Raw genomic sequence first — 16,583 nt, 5'->3', positions numbered from 1 at the left:
CGTGGCGGTGCCCTGCCCGGCCCGGTCGAAGGCCGTCGTAGCCCGGTAGAATCAACGGTTTCCCCGTTCAGAGCCGTGCCCACGCCATGACCGACGCCTCCTCCGCCCTGACCCGCCACTACGCCGAGGAACTGGACGCCATCCGCGCCCAGGGCCTGTTCAAGTCCGAGCGGATCATCACCAGCCCGCAGTCGGCCGAGATCACCCTCGAGGATGGCCGCAAGGTGCTGAACTTCTGTGCCAACAACTATCTGGGCCTGGCCGACCATCCGGACCTGATCCAGGCAGCCAAGGATGCGCTGGATACCCACGGCTTCGGCATGGCCTCGGTGCGCTTCATCTGCGGTACCCAGGACCTGCACAAGCAGCTGGAGAAGCAGATCGCCGACTTCTTCGGCAAGCAGGACACCATTCTGTACGCGGCCTGTTTCGACGCCAACGGCGGCCTGTTCGAACCGCTGCTCGGTGAGAACGACGCGATCATTTCCGATGCACTGAACCACGCCTCGATCATCGACGGCGTGCGCCTGTGCAAGGCCAAGCGCTTCCGCTACGCCAACTGCGACATGGCCGACCTGGAAGCCCAGCTGCAGGCCGCCGATGCCGCCGGCTGCAAGACCAAGCTGATCACCACCGACGGCGTGTTCTCGATGGACGGCTTCATCGCCCCGCTGGACGAGATCACCGCGCTGGCGAAGAAGTACAACGCGCTGGTGCACATCGACGAATGCCACGCTACCGGCTTCCTCGGCGCCACCGGCCGTGGCTCGGCCGAAGTGAAGGGCGTGCTGGAAAAGATCGACATCATCACCGGCACCCTGGGCAAAGCCATGGGCGGCGCACTGGGCGGCTTCACCTGCGCCAGCGCCGAGGTGATCGAGCTGCTGCGCCAGCGTTCGCGGCCGTACCTGTTCTCCAACTCGCTGCCGCCGCATGTGGTGGCCGCCGGCATCAAGGCATTCGAGATGCTGGCCGCCGCTGACGACCTGCGCGACACCCTGGTGGAGAACACCCGCTACTTCCGCGAAAAGATGGTCGCCGCCGGTTTCGACGTGAAGCCGGGCGTGCACCCGATCAGCCCGGTGATGCTGTACGACGCACCGCTGGCGCAGAAGTTCGCCGAGCGCCTGCTCGAAGAAGGCATCTACGCGATCGGTTTCTTCTTCCCGGTGGTGCCCAAGGGCCAGGCCCGCATCCGCACCCAGATCAGCGCTGCGCACAGCCGCGAGCACCTGGACCGCGCGATCGATGCGTTCACCCGCATCGGTGTCGAGCTGGGCGTGATCAAGGGTTGATCCCAGCGGTCAAAGCGTGCCGACCAAGGTCGGCACCTACCAGAGCTTGAGGGCGTGCCGACCGAGGTCGACACCTTCCCGGCATCACTTCTTTTTCTTCTTGCCCTTCGGCTCGTCCTTGCTGGCCACCACCACCGGCTTGGCGGCAGCGTCCTGGCCGTTGCCCTTGGCAACGCGGATGCCGTTGGCCTTCATCCAGGCATCAAACTCGTCGGCGGTCATCTTCTTGTCGCCGTTGCTCATCAGGAAGCGGTAGCTGCCGCGGCCATCCAGCTCCGGGGTCTTCACTTCCACCACCGGGGTTTCGGCCGGCGTTTCTGCCTTGGCCACCTTCTTGTGGCCACCACAGGCGGTCAGCAGCACCATCGGCAGCAGCAGGCCTGCGCAGCGCAGGGTTTGGTTGAGGGTCGGGTGGTACATGGGCAGGCTCCGTTCGGGAAGTTCAGCAACCAGGCGCCCCCTACGCCTGGAACGGTGGCCGGCAACCGCCGGCCGCGGGCGATGATCAGCCCGGTGCAGCGGCCCCCAGCCGCTGCTGGTCATTGACCTCCAGCATCCGCCACTGACCCTTGCCGAGATCGCCGAGCTGCAGCCCGCCGATCGCAACCCGGACCAGGCGCAGCACCTGCAGGTCGAAGGCCGCCAGCAGGCGGCGGATGTGGCGGTTGCGGCCCTCGTCGAGGACCACCTCCAGCCACGCGGTCTTGTCGCCGCTGCGCAGCACGCGCACGGCCTGGGCCACGAGGAACTCGCCCTCGTCCTCCACGCCGGCCTGCAGGGCCGCCAGCGTGGCGTCATCGGGCAGGCGGTCGACCTGCACGTGGTACGTCTTCTGCGGACCCGTTTCCGGATCGGTCAGGCGCGCGGCCCACTGCGGATCGTTGCTGAACAGCAACAGCCCTTCACTGGCCTTGTCCAGGCGCCCGACCGGCGCGATCCACGGCAGCCCTGCACCATCGAAACAGCGGTAGACGGTGTCGCGGCCACGCTCGTCCTGCGCGGTGGTCACCACCCCGCGTGGCTTGTTGAGCATCAGGTAAAGGCGCTGCGGCGCGCCCATCGGCTGGCCATCGACCTCGATCGGCGGCGCCGGCTGGCCAATCGGGAACTCGGGATCCCGCACGATGCGGCCGGAGACGCGTACGCGGCCCTCGGCAATCCAGCGCGCGGCCTCGCTGCGCGAGCAGACGCCGGCCTTGGACAGCACGCGCGCCAGGCCATGACGGACACCGGCGGCTGTGGCAGCGGGAGTCGCACGCCCACGCGATGCGTGGGAGCGGGCGGCGGGGGCGGCAGGTGGGCGGCGCGTGCGCAAGCCTCTGCTCCCCGCGGCGCTTACTTCTTGTCGACCGGCTTGGTCTCAGCCGGTGCTTCGGCCGGGGCCGGAGTGGCGGCCGGAGCCGGACGCGCCTTGACCACACGCACGCCACGCGCCTTCATCCAGGCGTCGAACTCTTCGGCGGTCATGCGCTTGCCGTTCTGGCTCATGTCGAAGCGCCAGGGCGTGTTGTCGAATTCGGTCTGCGGCTTGTAGGCCGCCGGATCGTTCGGCTTCACCGCCGGTGCGCTCGGAATGGCCTTGGCGATGTTCTGGCAGCCATCGATGCGCAGGCGCTGCAGCACCTGGTCCAGCGACTGCGACGGATCGTAGTTGCTGCTCAGCACGCCGGCCGGCATGCCCAGCTGGTTGCCACGGATGTAGAGCTCGTCGGCCACCGGCGCGATGGTCGTGGCCGGCAACGGCAGCGGCGAGGCGCTGGTGTTGACCGAGCAATCGACCGCAGCGTGGGCGGCGGGAACCAGGGCCAGCGCCAGGACGGCGGCCGATGCAGAGCGCAGCATGAAGGGCATCCAGGAAAGGAAGTGACGCGGCGAGTTTAGCAATGCCGCGACAGCTTTCAAGCGCCACTTTCAATGAATACGGCAACCCATTGGTTTTACGGACAAAAACCCGACGAACGGTCACCCCCCGGACCGGCAGGCGGGCCGCAGAAACAACAAGACCCGGCCGAAGCCGGGTCCTGCTGTGTCCTACTGGCAGAGCGTCAGAACTTAGTTCTGGACGTTCAGCTCGGTACGACGGTTCTTGGCGCGACCTTCCGGGTTGTCCGAACCATCCGGGTTGGTGTTCGGAGCAATCGGACGGCTCTCGCCGTAGCCGATCGGGCCGACCAGGCGACCGGCGTCAACGCCGTTCTTGGTCAGGTAGTTGTACACGGCGGTAGCACGACGCTCCGACAGCTTCTGGTTGTAAGCGTCGGTACCCTTCGAGTCGGTGTGACCGGCGACTTCAACGCGCAGATCCGGGTAACGCTTCAGGATCTCGGTGGCTTCGCTCAGGATCGCCACGGCGTCCGGACGCAGGTTCGACTTGTCGAAGTCGAAGTTGACGCCCTTCAGGTCGATGGAGACCGGCACCGGGCAACCGTCCGGACCGATGGTCTGACCCGGCTGCGAGTTCGGGCACTTGTCGTCGCAGTTGTTGACGCCGTCACCGTCGTCATCCAGGTCGGCGCAGCTCGGGGCAACCGGAGCCGGAGCCGGAGCAGCCGCGACCGGAGCCGGGCCCAGCGGGATCACGACGCCGACCGAAGCCAGCACGTCGCCGAACCAGCTTTCATCGTTGCCGGCACGCTTCGGGTTCACGCTCTGGTCGTCGAAATCAGCGCGGTAGGCGACTTCGGCACGGACAGCGACGCGCTTCTCGAAGGTGGTCTGCAGACCGACGCCGACCTTGGCGGCAAAGTTGCCGTCCTTGCGGTCAGCCAGGCCACCGCTGATCGGGTTGTACTCTTCTTCCGACTTCTGGTAGCCCAGGCCGGCCAGCAGGTACGGGTTCCAGCCGCGGCCTTCCTTGATGAAGTGGCGACGCAGGTCCAGCGAGACGCCGTACTGCGACCAGTTCATGTCCTTGTTGGCGTCGAAGTTCGGGTTCTGGTAGTTCAGCTCACCGTCCAGCGACCAGTTCGGGCTGATGAACTTGCCCAGGCCCAGGGTGACGAACGGAGCGTCATTGGTCAGGCGGTCGCTGTCCTGGAAGTTGAAGCCGGCCGAACCGGTCAGGTACCAGCGGTCATCGAACTCCTGCGCGGACGCAGCCTGGGCGAAAGCCAGACCACCCAGCAGCGCGGCAGTAAGGATCTTCTTGTTCATTGAGTACAGCTCCTATTTCGGGGGTATGAAACCGGTAGAGGCATGGGCCAGCACTAGTGCGTCGATGTTCGACAGCCGATTCAGCACGCCACCGCCGCGAACATTATGCTCAGGCGGGTGAAGGTCATGTTAACAGTCCCGTAACATGTGAAGTATCGCGCCCGACCCTCCACCGGTCCGACGTTGAAACCCTATACAGGATGATGAAAATCCGCAAGACCCTCACGCTGCAAGGGTTTGACGGGGTTTAGGTGCGGAATACGACATATTGCGCAACAGCTTGCTCCACCCGATTCAGCGTATCTGCTGAAACGTGAGGAACTCTATGATGGAGCCACGTACCCAGCCGGAGCCGAGATGAAAGCTGTCGCCCTGAGTCGTGAATCCGCCCCTGCCCTCTGCGATATCCGCCTCCCCCCGCCGCTGCCTCCGCGTGGCCGCGACCTGCTGATCCGGGTCGAGGCCGTCTCGGTGAACCCGGTCGACGGCAAGCAGCGGGCGACCACCGATCCGGCCACGCTCGAAGCACCCCGCGTACTCGGCTGGGACGCCGCCGGGGTGGTCGAAGCGATCGGCGAGGACGCCAGCCTGTTCGCGTCCGGCGACGAGGTCTACTACGCCGGTGATGTCACCCGGCCGGGCTGCAATGCGCAGTTCCATCTTGTGGACGAACGGCTGGTAGCGCGCAAGCCGACCACGCTCGACTTCGCCGAAGCGGCCGCACTGCCACTGACCACGCTCACCGCATGGGAACTGCTGTTCCAGCGCATGCCATTGCAGCTGGATGATCGCCGCCATGCCGGCCAGCACCTGCTGGTGATCGGCGGAGCAGGCGGCGTTGGATCGATGGCGATCCAGCTGGGCCGGCATGCCGGATTCGAGGTGATCGCCACCGCCTCGCGTGAATCATCGATCGACTGGTGCCGGCAGATGGGTGCCCAGCATGTAATCGACCACCGGCAGCCGCTGCTGCCCCAGCTGCAGGCATTGGGCATCGACGCAGTACAGGTCGCGCTCAACCTGGCCGACACCGACCATTACTGGGATGCGTTGGGTCAGCTGCTGGCGCCGCAGGGCCATGTCGGCCTCATCGTCGAACCGCGCGGCGCGCTGCGCATCGGTGATCCCTACAAGGCCAAGTGCATCGGCATCCACTGGGAGTTCATGTTCGCGCGTTCGCGCTTCGCCACGGCGGACCGCATCGAACAGCACCGCATCCTCAGCCGCGCGGCCAGCATGATCGACGCTGGCCAGCTGCGCGGCACCCTCAGCGAGACGCTGGGCACAATCAATGCGGCGAATCTGGACATCGCGCATCAGCGCTTGGCCAGCGGGCGCACGGTGGGCAAGCTGGCGCTGGCCGGCTGGGGCGACTGAGCCAGGCTGGAACGCCGGTGCGGTGTCGAGCAATGCTCGCCTGGCGGTGCCAGGCAAAGCAGCCGAGCATGGCCCAGCTCCACAGAACGGCCCATACGCAGGATCGACGACTCCTGTAGCGGCGGATCGGCCGGCATCTGTATCTATGGGAGTGACTGAATCGGGATTACGGTGGAAACAGATCCCTCCCCTCTCCCGAGCGCCGTCATGCCCACCGCCCTGCCCCTGCGTCTGCTGCAACTGATCATCGGCCTGTTCCTGTACGGCTTCGGCGCCTCGCTGATGATCCGTGCAGCGATCGGCGTGGCCCCCTGGGACGTGTTGTCGCAGGGCATCGCCGCACAGACGCCGCTATCGTTCGGCCTGGCCACCAATGTGATCGGTGCGCTGGTGCTGCTGCTGTGGTGGCCATTGCGACAGAAGCCGGGCGTCGGCACCGTGCTCAACGTGATGTTGATCGGCCCATCCGCGCAGTTCGGGCTGTGGTTGCTTCCCCCGGCGGTCGGCCTTGGCTGGCAGCTGGCGATGTTCTGCGCCGGCATGCTGCTGGTCGCCCTGGCCACCGGCCTGTACATCGGTGCCAAGCTCGGGCCCGGCCCGCGCGACGGCCTGATGACCGGCCTGCATGCCCGCACCGGCTGGCCGATCTGGAAGGTGCGCAGCCTGATCGAGGGCAGCGTGCTGCTGCTGGGTTGGTGGCTCGGCGGCAACGTCGGTGTCGGCACCCTCGCCTTCGCCCTGCTGATCGGCCCCCTGTGCGGAGTAACGCTGGGCTGGTTCGGGATTGGGCGTCCCCCGGTAGTGCCGGCCGCTGGCCGGCAACCGCAATCACCCTGAGCTGATCGAATGCCGGCCAGCGGCCGGCACTACCGCCCGCGCCCCTTGCCCCGGCCGCCGTTTCCCGGCACGCTTCGCGCTTCCGTACGCAAGCGTATCGATCATGTCGCCAGCCAACGAAAGCGCCTATCCCCACCTGTTCGCCCCGCTGGACCTGGGCTTCACCCAGCTGCGCAACCGCGTGCTGATGGGTTCGATGCACACCGGCCTGGAAGATCGCGCCCGCGACTTCCCGCGCCTGGCCGCCTACTTCGCCGAACGCGCCGAAGGTGGCGTCGGCCTGATCGTCACCGGTGGCTTCGCGCCGAACGTGGTCGGCTGGCTGAAGCCCTTTGGCGGAAAGCTGTCCTGGCCCTGGGAAGTGCGCCCGCACCGGCAGCTCACCGCGGCCGCGCACCAGCACGGCGCGAAGATCTGCCTGCAGCTGCTGCATGCCGGCCGCTATGCCTACCATCCCCTGTCGGTGGCACCGTCGAAGCTGAAGGCGCCGATCAACCCGTTCACCCCCCGTGCGCTGTCGGCCAGCGGCGTCGAGCGGCATATCGCCGACTACGCACGCAGCGCAAAGCTGGCCCGTGAAGCCGGCTACGATGGCGTCGAAGTGATGGGCTCGGAGGGCTACCTCATCAACGAGTTCATCGCCCCGCGCACCAACAAGCGCTCCGACCGCTGGGGTGGCGACGCCAACCAACGCATGCGTTTTGCAGTGGAGATCGTGCGCCGCATCCGCGAGGCCTGCGGCCCGGACTTCATCATCATCTATCGCCTGTCGCTGGTGGATCTGGTTGACGACGGCAGCAACTGGGAAGAGATCGTGCAGCAGGCCCAGGCCATCGAGGCGGCTGGCGCGACGATCATCAATTCCGGCATCGGCTGGCACGAAGCGCGCATCCCGACCATTGCCACCTCGGTGCCGCGCGCCGCCTTCGCCGGTGTCACCGCCAAGCTCAAGCCGCATGTAACGGTGCCGCTGGTGGCGACCAACCGCATCAACATGCCCGACGTCGCCGAGCGCATCCTCGCCAGCGGCGGCGCCGACATGGTGTCGCTGGCGCGCCCGCTGCTGGCCGACCCGCAATGGCCCAACAAGGCCCGCGCCGGCCGAGCCGAGGCGATCAACACCTGCATCGCCTGCAACCAGGCCTGCCTGGACCACGTGTTCGAGAACAAGCTGGCCAGCTGCCTGGTCAATCCGCGTGCCGCACACGAGACCGAGCTGGTCTACCGCCCGGCTGCCACGCCGAAAAAGGTCGCGGTGGTCGGCGCCGGTCCGGCCGGCCTGGCTTGCGCCACGGTGGCCGCCGAGCGCGGCCACCAGGTCACCCTGTTCGATGCCAACGACGAGATCGGTGGCCAGTTCAACGTGGCCAAGCGCATCCCCGGCAAGGAAGAGTTCCACGAGACCCTGCGCTATTTCCGCCACAAGCTGGCTGAAACCGGCGTGCAGCTACGCCTGGGCACGCGAGCAGATGCGGCCAACCTGGCCGGCTTCGACGAGGTGGTGCTGGCCACCGGCATCACGCCGCGCAAGGTCGACTTCCCCGGCGCCAACCACGCCAAGGTGGTCAGTTACCTGGACGTGCTGCTGGGCCGGGTCGAAGTGGGCGCCAGTGCGGCGATCATCGGCGCGGGCGGCATCGGCTTCGATGTCGGCGAATTCCTCAGCCACGCTGGTGAGTCCCCCGCGCTGGACCCACAGCGCTGGATGGCCGAATGGGGCGTGGACAGCACGTTCGAGGCCCGCGGCTCGCTGGCCAGGCCGCAGCCCGAGGCATCGCCGCGGCGGCTGTGGCTGCTGCAGCGCAGCCCGGGCAAGCCCGGCGCGCGGCTGGGCAAGACCACCGGCTGGATCCACCGCGCCACGCTGAAGGCCAAGGGCGTGCGCATGCTCGGCGGCGTCGAGTACCTGGGCGTGGACGACGAAGGCCTGCGCATCCGCGTGGAAGGCAGCGAACAGCTGCTGCCGGTCGACCATGTGGTGATCTGCGCCGGGCAGGAACCGAACCGCGCATTGCAGGCCGAGCTGCAGGCCGCCGGCATCAACGCGCAGCTGATCGGCGGTGCCGATGTAGCGGCCGAACTGGACGCCAAGCGGGCCATCGACCAGGGCAGCCGGGTGGCCGCCGCGCTCTGATGAGCGCATGAATGGGGGACGGAATGTGATTTCCGTCACCCCTCCCGAACCTGAATGTCAAGCCGGACGGTTCACGATGCGTTCGGCTACGCCCCCCTACCTTGCGCCATCTTTCCGCTCACCAGCCAGTTTCCGGTGAGCCGGCGCAGCCCCCACGATCGGTACTGGTCGTTTCTTTTGGGGCTGCCCACGGGGCGGCCCCGATGGCCGCCTCCCCATGACGCCAAGTCGTACCCCGCATCCTGTCGCCCCCGCGACTGGAAGCGGAGAGTGCGGCCCATACGGAGCAAGGAGTTATATGAAACTGGCCTGGATTCTCTGGCTGTCGCAGTTGTTGCCGCAGCCGGCCGCTGATTCACTGTGTCTGAGCACCACCGTTTACCTGGAAGCCCGCGACCAGACCCTGCGCGGCCAGCAAGCCGTTGCCGAGGTCGCCCTGCGCCGCCTCGACAGTGGCCTGTGGGGCGACTCGATGTGCCAGGTGGTCACCGCGCGCAAGCAGTTCGCGCCGACCATCGTCTCCCCCGGCACCCAGCTGGGCAATGACGCGGCCTGGAGCGAGGCAATGAACGTGGCCTTCGACGCCGAGCGCAACTGGGCGCTGCCGGCCGGCGAGCGCCGCGAGATCGTGCCCGGAGCCAGCCACTTCGCCGCGTTGTCCATCGCCAGCCCGAACTGGCGCAATGCCTACCAGGTGGCCACCATCGGCGATCACACCTTCTATAAGGTGCAGAACCTCAAGCCGCGGCAGTCGTAACGATCCGTGCTGGCGGCAGCGTTGCCGCCCGCTGGCAGGCTCTGGGATAGTGGGCGTTTCCCGCCCGCATCACCTGGAGTTCCCATGAAGCTGTACAGCAAGCCCGGTGCCTGTTCCACCGCCGACCACATCGCCCTGCAGTGGACCGGCCAGCCGTTCGAGGTCGAACTGCTGAACAAGGACACCCTCAAGGGTCCGGAATTCCTCAAGATCAATCCGGCCGGCGCCGTTCCCGCGCTGGTCGATGGCGACTTCGTGCTGCTGCAGAACGCCGCGATCATGGGCTATATCGCCGACACCTACCCGCAGGCCGGCCTCGGCGGCGATGGCAGCGCGCGCCAGCGTGCCGAAGCCACCCGCTGGCTGGCCTTCGTCAATTCCGACGTGCATCCGGCCTTCTCGCCGCTGTTCGCACCGGGCAAGTTCATCGCCGACGAAAGCCAGTTCGACGCGATCCGCGCCGCCGCACACAAGCGCCTGCGTGGCCTGTTCGAGACCGCTGACAGGCAGCTGGCCGACAAGCCCTGGCTGGCCGGCTTCCGCAGTTTCGCCGACCCGTACTTCTACATCACCCTGCGTTGGGCCGCCGGCACCAAGGTCGACCTGTCGGGCCTGGACAACCTGGCCGCCTACAAGGCACGCATGGACGCCGATGCCGGCGTGCAGGCCGCACTGAAGGCCGAAGGCCTGGCCTGAGCCTGACCCGGGGTCGGATCCGTCTGCACAGCAGGCGGCTCTGACCCCACCGGCGCCATCACCACACTCAGCCGATCTGGCGGATCACTTCACCGTTGGCATCGCGCAGGTAGGTCGGCACCACTTCGATGCGCAGCGCTCCCGCCACCGGGTAGATGCCACGTTCGGCACGCACGCCCGCCAGGGCCTGCAGCCCCGTCTCGTCCAGCGCCCAGCGCGCGCTGTCGGCCGATACCTCGCCGGTTTCACCGCGCGCTGCCGGAATGAACTCCCACTGCCGCTCGCGGCTGGCCAGTTCCAGCGATTTGCCGTGGCGCAGGCGCAATGGCAGCAGCTCGCACACACTGGCCACCTGGCCGGCGCCGAGCACCAGGGTGGTGACGCCCGCCTCCTGCCGCCAATCCAGTGTCTCGATGAACAACATGCCGGTGCTGGAGCCCTCGCGCTCGCTGCCGGCCCGCACCTGTGCGGCGAGTGTCGGATCCTCCAACAGGTTGCCGCGATGCAGGTCACTGATCCACAGCGGCATCGCCGGTTGCAGCGCCTGCAGCACGCCGCGCGTCGACCAGCGCTTGACCGCTTCCATCTCCTCATCGGTCAGCCCGACCAGCTGCAGGAACTGCAGGTGGCCATTGGCGGTGTCGCGCGCAGGCAACTGCGGATCGGCGATGAAGGCCAGGTGGCACAGGCGCGTGCCCGTCTCCAGCGCGATCGGGCCGTTGGCGTTCAGATGGTGACCATCCTCGAACACGTTGCCGCTGCCAAACACGTAGCGCGCCAGGTTCTGCAGCAGGTTCATCGGCCACACCGGCGGGTTGCTGCCGGCGTGCTCACCGGCTTCAGCAGCCAGGCGGAAGGTCAGCTCGAAACCATAGCCGCTGGCGGCGGCATCGCTGCTCTCCTTGGTGTACAGCTCGGAGAAGCCGTAGGTGATGTAGTGCCAATGCGGTACCGGTGCATCCACCCAGTAAACGCTGATGCCATCCAGTGGATCCTGGCCACCCAGCGTGTACGGCAACGCCGTACCGTAGTGACGGGGTTCCTGGCCGGCATACAGCGGCGCCAGCGCCGCATTGATCGCGTCCCAGCCTGGGGTGTCGGTGTCGTCGTGGTCGTCCTGCACGCGGGACTCCTTGTGGGGAAGTGAACCGATCACTTTACGCGGTGGCTCATGCCTGCACGACCTCGCCGCCACCATTGACCACGGCGGCCTGGGTTTCCTGCCACCAGCGCTGCGCCAGCGCCGGGCTGCGCGCCTTGCCCACCGCCGCCAGCAGTTCCGGGCACAGGCGTTCCAGTGCAAGTGCATCGGTGCAGCGTTCAATCTTCAACTGCATGAAGTAGCCCTTCAGGCCCAGGTGGCGCCGCACCGCCTCGCTCATCGCGTCGTACAGCTGCTGGTACAACGCCGGATCCTGTTCGCGGCCGGTGCTGATGCCACGTACCGGTGCCACCTCGGCATTGCCACCGATCACTTCGATCAGGCCCTGCGCTTCCAGCTGCTCCAGTGCATCGGCCGGCGCGCGCAGGCCTTCGAACAGGCCACGCAGTTCGGTGTCATCGCGATGGCCGTCGACCATCAGCAGGATCGAACGCAGTGCCGCCGGCAGGCGCCGGCCACGGTCTTCGATTTCCTGACGGCCAGCAGCCGTCTTGGCGTGCAGCAATGCCATTGCCTCCCCCTCCCTCGATGCACAATGCCGGCGCGCCTGACGGGCGCGCCCCCCTGTGTGCCATCCCCGGACGGCACGCGCCTTCCCCGGCGCGCGCCGCGTATTGCAGGTCGATGACAGGCCGAGCTTAGCGCAAGTGCCGCGGGTAGTGCCGGCCGCTGGCCGGCAACCTCGGGATTGATGGGGGTGCCGGCCAGCGGCCGGCACTACCGGATCAACGGCCCAGCGCGCGGCGGATCTCCTCCAGCGCGCTGGGGTCGTCCAGCGTCGACAGGTCGCCCGGATCACGCTGTTCGGCCAGCGCCTGCAGCGAGCGCCGCAGCAGCTTGCCGGAGCGGGTCTTGGGCAGTGCATTGACCACGTGTACGTGCGCCGGGCGTGCGACCGCGCCGAGCGAGGTGGTCACCGTCGCCATCATCTCGGCCACCACCGGCGCCGGATCCTCGCCATCCAGGCCCTGCTTGAGGGTGACGAACACCAGCGGCACCTGCCCCTTCAGTTCATCCTTGACCCCGATCACGGCGGCCTCGGCCACCCGCGGATGGCTGGAAATGGCCTCCTCGATCTCGCGCGTGCCCAGACGGTGCCCGGCTACATTGATGACATCATCGGTGCGACCGAGGATGAAGGTGTAACCATCGTCGTCGCGGATCGCCCAGTCCAGCGAGCTGTACAGCAGTTCCTTGAAGTGGCTGAAGTAGCTCTGCAGGAAGCGGCTGTCATCATTCCACACGGTGCTCATGCAACCCGGCGGCAGCGGTGGCGACACCACCAGCACGCCCTTCTGCCCCGGTGCGACTTCCTCGCCGGTGTTCTCGTCGATCACCTTCATCCGGTAGCCGAGATTGGGGAAGCCCGGCGAACCGAAGCGCACCGGCTTCATCTCCAGGCCCGGCAACAGGGTCAGTGCCGGCCAGCCGGTCTCGGTCTGCCAGTAGTTGTCGATGATCGGCTTGCCGAGCGCTTCGCTGATCCAGTGCGCGGTCGGCTCGTCGAGCGGCTCGCCGGCCAGGAACAGGTACTTCAGCGCGCGCAGGTCGTGGCGATGGATGAAGTCCGCGTCGTGCTTCTTCAGCACTCGGATGGCGGTGGGCGAGGAGAACATCGTGCGCACGTTGTACTGCTCGCACAGCGCCCACCAGATGCCGGGATCCGGATTGGTCGGCAGGCCTTCGTACAGCAGCGAGGTGCAGCCACCGATCAGCGGGCCGTACACATTGTAGGAGTGGCCCACCGCCCAGCCGACATCGGAGGTGGAGAACATCACCTGGCCCGGCTTGCAGTCGAAAACGGTCTCCATCGACTGCGCCATCGCCACTGCATAGCCGCCCACATCGCGCTGCACGCCCTTCGGCTTGCCGGTGGTGCCGGAGGTGTACAGCAGGTAGCTCGGTTCGCTCGCTTCCAGCCACTGCACCGGCACGTCGACTTCACCGATCTGCGCACGCAGCGTGGCGTAGTCCACGTCACGGCCCGGCACGCGGGGTTCGGCGGCATCCAGCCCACGCGACACGATCAGCACATGCGGTGGCGGCGACGCCGCTTCGGCGCAGGCGGCGTCGACCATCGGCTTGTACGGAATCAGCTTGCCACCGCGCATGCCGGCGTCGGCCGCGATCAGCAGCTTGGGCTTGGCATCGTCGATGCGCAGCGCCAGGTTGTGCGCCGCAAAGCCCCCGAACACCACCGAGTGCACCGCACCGATGCGCGCACAGGCCAGCATCGCAAACACCGCTTCGGCCATGTTCGGCATGTAGATCACCACGCGGTCACCGTGGCCGACGCCGAGGTGCTTGAGTACCGCGGCGAAGTCGTTCACTTCGCGGTACAGCTGGTGATAGGTGATCTCGCGTGTGCTGTTGGTTTCGGTGGAGATGGCGACCAGTGCGAGCTGGTCGGCGCGCTCGGCCAGGTGGCGGTCGACGGCGTTGTAGCAGAGATTGGTTTCGCCGCCGACGAACCAGCGCCGGAACGGCGGGTTGCTGTAGTCGAGCACCTGCTGCGGCGGTTTATGCCAATGGATGCGCTTGGCTTCCTCGCCCCAGAAGGCCTCCGGCTCGTCGATCGAGCGACGGTAGGTTTCCTCGTAGTTCATGACGCAGCCCTCCCAGACAAAGTCATGGGTTCGAGGATAGTCCGGCGCTGCCGCGCGGGCCGCCCTACCTTGGTAGGGGGTGGGGTTTGTTATGCAGGGCTTGCAGCCCTGCACCTGCGGTAGTGCCGGCCGCTGGCCGGCAACCTCAGAAGCAACAGCCGAAGCAACAGCAGAAGCTGGCTTACTGGGGGATGGCGGGGCGGGTCCGATTGCGGGGGACGCCGTGAATCCGTCCTTGGAGGCTCGGTCGCCGCTTGCTCGTGTGCGCAGTCCTGCGCACACGGCAAGACCGGGGTTGGGCGTCCTGCCCAACCCGCCCGAGGCATGCCTCGGGCCCATGCGGCTCACGCCCCCGCAACCGGACCCACCCCGCCTTCGACAGATTCCGCGATCTGCCGGAACGGCATATTGTTCTGGTCGGTGTCGACCTTGGTCGACTGCTCTGGTAGGTGTTGACCTTGGTCGACGCGGTAGATCCACGCCATGCGTGGATGGTTCATTCGATATCTGACAGAAAAATCGTGTCGACCAAGGTCGACACCTACCAACAGCTGCGCGGAACAACGGCCACCGCTACCGACAGCCGAGTGAACCTGTCGAAGGTGGGGCGGTGTCGAAGTGCGGGGTGTCAGCCGCATGGATGCGGCTGCCAAGCCTACACGGACGTACTTGCGGCGGCCCCGCACTTCGACACCGTCCCGCCAACCCACGTATAGCCCGCTTTTGACGTTGACGTTGATTCTGCGGGTGCAGGGCTGCAAGCCCTGCCGACCCCCTAGAACGGAGCCGCGGACTCGAACGCGAGCGCCTCGCCCGTCAGCGGATGCGTGAACCGCAGGCTGCGTGCATGCAGATGCACGCGGTGCGCCGGTGCCGCGTCATACAGCACGTCGCCAACAATCGGATGGCCAATACTGGCCATGTGCAACCGCAGCTGATGGCTGCGGCCAGTGATCGGTTCCAACGCCACGCGCGTGCGCCGCGCTTCTACATCACGCGCCAGTACGCGCCAACGCGTCAACGCCGGCTTGCCGCGTTCGTGATCGACCATCTGCTTCGGCCGGTTCGGCCAGTCAACGATCAACGGCAGGTCCACTTCGCCGGAATCACCCTCGAGCAGCCCCTGCACCACCGCTTCATACCGCTTGCCAACCTGGCGCTGCTCGAACTGCTTCGACAATGCGGCCTGCGTCTCCTTGCCGCGCGCGTGCAGCAGCAGGCCGGAGGTCACCTGGTCCAGCCGATGTACGGTCAACGCATCCGGATACAGCGCCTGCAGGCGCGCGACCACGCAGTCCTGGTTCTCGGCGCTGCGGCCGGGTACGGACAACAGGCCAGCCGGCTTCTCGGCCACCAGCAGTGCGTCATCGATGTAGTGCAGGTGGATCATGCGGTTCCAGGAATTCCAAATGAAAACGGGGAAGCCGAAGCCTCCCCGTTTTCTGCGTACCAACCAACGGTCGGTACCTACCTTGATGGAAGACGTACCGGCCGGAGCCGGTACCGCCTGCATCAGCCCAGCAGGTGGGCGACGCCGGCGCGCTCTTCTTCCAGCTCGGCCAGGGTCTTGTCGATGTACTTCTGGCTGAAGTCGTCGATCGGCAGGTCCTTGACCAGGGTGTACTTGCCGTTCTCGGTGGTCACCGCGAAGCCGAAGATCACGCCTTCCGGAATGCCGTAGGAACCGTCGGACGGCACGCCCATGGTGACCCACTTGCCGTTGCTGCCCAGCACCCAGTCACGCACGTGGTCGATCGCTGCGTTGGCGGCCGAAGCAGCCGAGGACGAGCCACGGGCTTCGATGATCGCCGCGCCGCGCTTGCCGACGGTCGGGATGAAGGTGTTGGCGTTCCACTCCTGGTCGTTGATCGCATCGGCGATCGACGCACCATCGGCGGTGGCGAAACGGTAGTCCGGGTACATGGTCGGGCTGTGGTTGCCCCACACCACCAGCTTCTCCATGCCACCGACCGGCTTGCCGAGCTTGGTCGACAGCTGGCTCAGCGCGCGGTTGTGGTCCAGGCGCAGCATGGCGGTGAAGTTTTCCGGCTTCAGGTCCGGGGCCGACTTCATCGCGATGTAGGCGTTGGTGTTGGCCGGGTTGCCGACCACCAGCACCTTCACGTCACGGCTGGCGACCTTGTTCAGCGCTGCACCCTGGGCGGTGAAGATCTTGGCGTTCTCCAGCAGCAGGTCCTTGCGCTCCATGCCCGGGCCGCGCGGACGTGCGCCGACCAGCAGGGCGATGTCGGCGTCCTTGAACGCGACTTCGGCATCATCGGTGCCGACCATGCCGGCCAGCAGCGGGAAGGCGCAGTCTTCCAGCTCCATCATCACGCCCTTCAGGGCGGCCTGGGCCTTGTCGACCGGCAGTTCCAGCAGCTGCAGGATGACCGGCTGGTCCTTGCCCAGCATTTCGCCGGAGGCGATGCGGAACAGCAGGGCATAACCGATCTGGCCGGCGGCGCCGGTCACGGCAACACGAACGGGTGCTTTCATGGGGGTTTCCTCTTGCTTGCAAGCGTTTGATGGGACGCCGCGGGCAGAGCCACGCAGGCCAGGCGGG

At 66.8% G+C, this 16,583-nt stretch carries 16 protein-coding genes; 6 read left to right on the top strand and 10 right to left on the bottom strand.

Annotated features, from left to right (window positions below; translation table 11 throughout):
- The first annotated feature begins 86 nt into the window (after nt 1-86).
- Nucleotides 87-1,295 carry a glycine C-acetyltransferase gene (gene kbl / locus Q9Q79_RS04185; protein WP_005408238.1) on the top strand — a complete coding sequence of 403 codons (1,209 nt, stop codon included), beginning with the start codon at nt 87-89 and terminating at the stop codon, nt 1,293-1,295.
- An 84-nt stretch (nt 1,296-1,379) separates the two neighbouring features.
- Here kbl and Q9Q79_RS04180 read toward each other — a convergent pair whose 3' ends face one another.
- From Q9Q79_RS04180 to Q9Q79_RS04165, 4 genes are all read right to left on the bottom strand, one after another.
- On the bottom strand, nt 1,380-1,715 hold the full coding sequence (locus Q9Q79_RS04180; protein ID WP_005412356.1) for a hypothetical protein: 336 nt from the start codon (nt 1,713-1,715) through the stop codon (nt 1,380-1,382).
- A gap of 85 nt (nt 1,716-1,800) precedes the next feature.
- Nucleotides 1,801-2,610: a pseudouridine synthase gene (locus Q9Q79_RS04175; protein ID WP_049418998.1), complete on the bottom strand. Its 810-nt coding sequence runs from the start codon at nt 2,608-2,610 to the stop codon at nt 1,801-1,803.
- Nucleotides 2,611-2,630: 20 nt separating this feature from the next.
- Entirely contained in the window at nt 2,631-3,137 is a 507-nt protein-coding gene (locus Q9Q79_RS04170; protein ID WP_005408235.1) for a hypothetical protein, read from the bottom strand.
- Nucleotides 3,138-3,347: 210 nt separating this feature from the next.
- Nucleotides 3,348-4,448 carry an OmpA family protein gene (locus Q9Q79_RS04165; protein WP_005408234.1) on the bottom strand — a complete coding sequence of 367 codons (1,101 nt, stop codon included), beginning with the start codon at nt 4,446-4,448 and terminating at the stop codon, nt 3,348-3,350.
- A gap of 357 nt (nt 4,449-4,805) precedes the next feature.
- Here Q9Q79_RS04165 and Q9Q79_RS04160 point away from each other — a divergent pair, with 357 nt between their 5' ends.
- The 5 genes from Q9Q79_RS04160 to Q9Q79_RS04140 all read left to right on the top strand — a co-directional run bounded on the left by Q9Q79_RS04160 (nt 4,806) and on the right by Q9Q79_RS04140 (nt 10,249).
- Nucleotides 4,806-5,825, top strand: a complete 1,020-nt coding sequence (locus tag Q9Q79_RS04160; protein ID WP_201861808.1) for a zinc-binding alcohol dehydrogenase family protein — start codon at nt 4,806-4,808, stop codon at nt 5,823-5,825.
- Between the two features lie 207 nt (nt 5,826-6,032).
- Nucleotides 6,033-6,662, top strand: a complete 630-nt coding sequence (locus Q9Q79_RS04155; protein WP_005408232.1) for a membrane protein — start codon at nt 6,033-6,035, stop codon at nt 6,660-6,662.
- Nucleotides 6,663-6,765: 103 nt separating this feature from the next.
- On the top strand, nt 6,766-8,796 hold the full coding sequence (locus tag Q9Q79_RS04150) for an NADPH-dependent 2,4-dienoyl-CoA reductase (protein WP_201861806.1): 2,031 nt from the start codon (nt 6,766-6,768) through the stop codon (nt 8,794-8,796).
- Nucleotides 8,797-9,094: 298 nt separating this feature from the next.
- On the top strand, nt 9,095-9,553 hold the full coding sequence (locus Q9Q79_RS04145) for a cell wall hydrolase (RefSeq protein ID WP_004154513.1): 459 nt from the start codon (nt 9,095-9,097) through the stop codon (nt 9,551-9,553).
- A gap of 84 nt (nt 9,554-9,637) precedes the next feature.
- Nucleotides 9,638-10,249: a glutathione S-transferase N-terminal domain-containing protein gene (locus Q9Q79_RS04140; protein ID WP_005408230.1), complete on the top strand. Its 612-nt coding sequence runs from the start codon at nt 9,638-9,640 to the stop codon at nt 10,247-10,249.
- 67 nt (nt 10,250-10,316) lie between these two features.
- Here the strand turns inward: Q9Q79_RS04140 and Q9Q79_RS04135 are convergent, their stop codons facing one another.
- From Q9Q79_RS04135 to Q9Q79_RS04110, 6 genes are all read right to left on the bottom strand, one after another.
- Entirely contained in the window at nt 10,317-11,372 is a 1,056-nt protein-coding gene (locus Q9Q79_RS04135; protein ID WP_005408229.1) for a suppressor of fused domain protein, read from the bottom strand.
- Between the two features lie 46 nt (nt 11,373-11,418).
- Entirely contained in the window at nt 11,419-11,922 is a 504-nt protein-coding gene (locus Q9Q79_RS04130; protein ID WP_005408228.1) for a hypothetical protein, read from the bottom strand.
- 214 nt (nt 11,923-12,136) lie between these two features.
- Complete coding sequence (prpE, locus tag Q9Q79_RS04125) at nt 12,137-14,017, bottom strand: propionate--CoA ligase (RefSeq protein ID WP_012479243.1); 1,881 nt, start codon at nt 14,015-14,017, stop codon at nt 12,137-12,139.
- A 344-nt stretch (nt 14,018-14,361) separates the two neighbouring features.
- Nucleotides 14,362-14,502 carry a hypothetical protein gene (locus Q9Q79_RS04120; RefSeq protein WP_154329255.1) on the bottom strand — a complete coding sequence of 47 codons (141 nt, stop codon included), beginning with the start codon at nt 14,500-14,502 and terminating at the stop codon, nt 14,362-14,364.
- A gap of 290 nt (nt 14,503-14,792) precedes the next feature.
- Nucleotides 14,793-15,407 (bottom strand): RluA family pseudouridine synthase, encoded by a 615-nt coding sequence (locus Q9Q79_RS04115; RefSeq protein WP_062607724.1) that lies wholly within the window; start codon nt 15,405-15,407, stop codon nt 14,793-14,795.
- A gap of 122 nt (nt 15,408-15,529) precedes the next feature.
- A complete protein-coding gene (locus Q9Q79_RS04110) occupies nt 15,530-16,516 on the bottom strand; it encodes a malate dehydrogenase (RefSeq protein WP_004153634.1) in 987 nt (328 codons plus the stop codon).
- Nucleotides 16,517-16,583: the final 67 nt, after the last annotated feature.

The sequence above is a fragment of the Stenotrophomonas sp. a6 genome (assembly GCF_030913325.1).
GTDB classification, from domain to species: Bacteria; Pseudomonadota; Gammaproteobacteria; order Xanthomonadales; family Xanthomonadaceae; genus Stenotrophomonas; species Stenotrophomonas maltophilia.
This window is presented reverse-complemented; position numbering and strand designations above follow the sequence as displayed.

Coding starts and splice junctions, on each gene's coding strand:
- kbl (WP_005408238.1), top strand. CDS start 87: ATGACCGACGCCTCCTCCGCCCTGACCCGCCACTACGCCGAGGAACTG.
- Q9Q79_RS04180 (WP_005412356.1), bottom strand. CDS start 1,715: ATGTACCACCCGACCCTCAACCAAACCCTGCGCTGCGCAGGCCTGCTG.
- Q9Q79_RS04170 (WP_005408235.1), bottom strand. CDS start 3,137: ATGCTGCGCTCTGCATCGGCCGCCGTCCTGGCGCTGGCCCTGGTTCCC.
- Q9Q79_RS04165 (WP_005408234.1), bottom strand. CDS start 4,448: ATGAACAAGAAGATCCTTACTGCCGCGCTGCTGGGTGGTCTGGCTTTC.
- Q9Q79_RS04160 (WP_201861808.1), top strand. CDS start 4,806: ATGAAAGCTGTCGCCCTGAGTCGTGAATCCGCCCCTGCCCTCTGCGAT.
- Q9Q79_RS04155 (WP_005408232.1), top strand. CDS start 6,033: ATGCCCACCGCCCTGCCCCTGCGTCTGCTGCAACTGATCATCGGCCTG.
- Q9Q79_RS04150 (WP_201861806.1), top strand. CDS start 6,766: ATGTCGCCAGCCAACGAAAGCGCCTATCCCCACCTGTTCGCCCCGCTG.
- Q9Q79_RS04145 (WP_004154513.1), top strand. CDS start 9,095: ATGAAACTGGCCTGGATTCTCTGGCTGTCGCAGTTGTTGCCGCAGCCG.
- Q9Q79_RS04140 (WP_005408230.1), top strand. CDS start 9,638: ATGAAGCTGTACAGCAAGCCCGGTGCCTGTTCCACCGCCGACCACATC.
- Q9Q79_RS04130 (WP_005408228.1), bottom strand. CDS start 11,922: ATGGCATTGCTGCACGCCAAGACGGCTGCTGGCCGTCAGGAAATCGAA.
- prpE (WP_012479243.1), bottom strand. CDS start 14,017: ATGAACTACGAGGAAACCTACCGTCGCTCGATCGACGAGCCGGAGGCC.
- Q9Q79_RS04120 (WP_154329255.1), bottom strand. CDS start 14,502: ATGGCGTGGATCTACCGCGTCGACCAAGGTCAACACCTACCAGAGCAG.
- Q9Q79_RS04115 (WP_062607724.1), bottom strand. CDS start 15,407: ATGATCCACCTGCACTACATCGATGACGCACTGCTGGTGGCCGAGAAG.
- Q9Q79_RS04110 (WP_004153634.1), bottom strand. CDS start 16,516: ATGAAAGCACCCGTTCGTGTTGCCGTGACCGGCGCCGCCGGCCAGATC.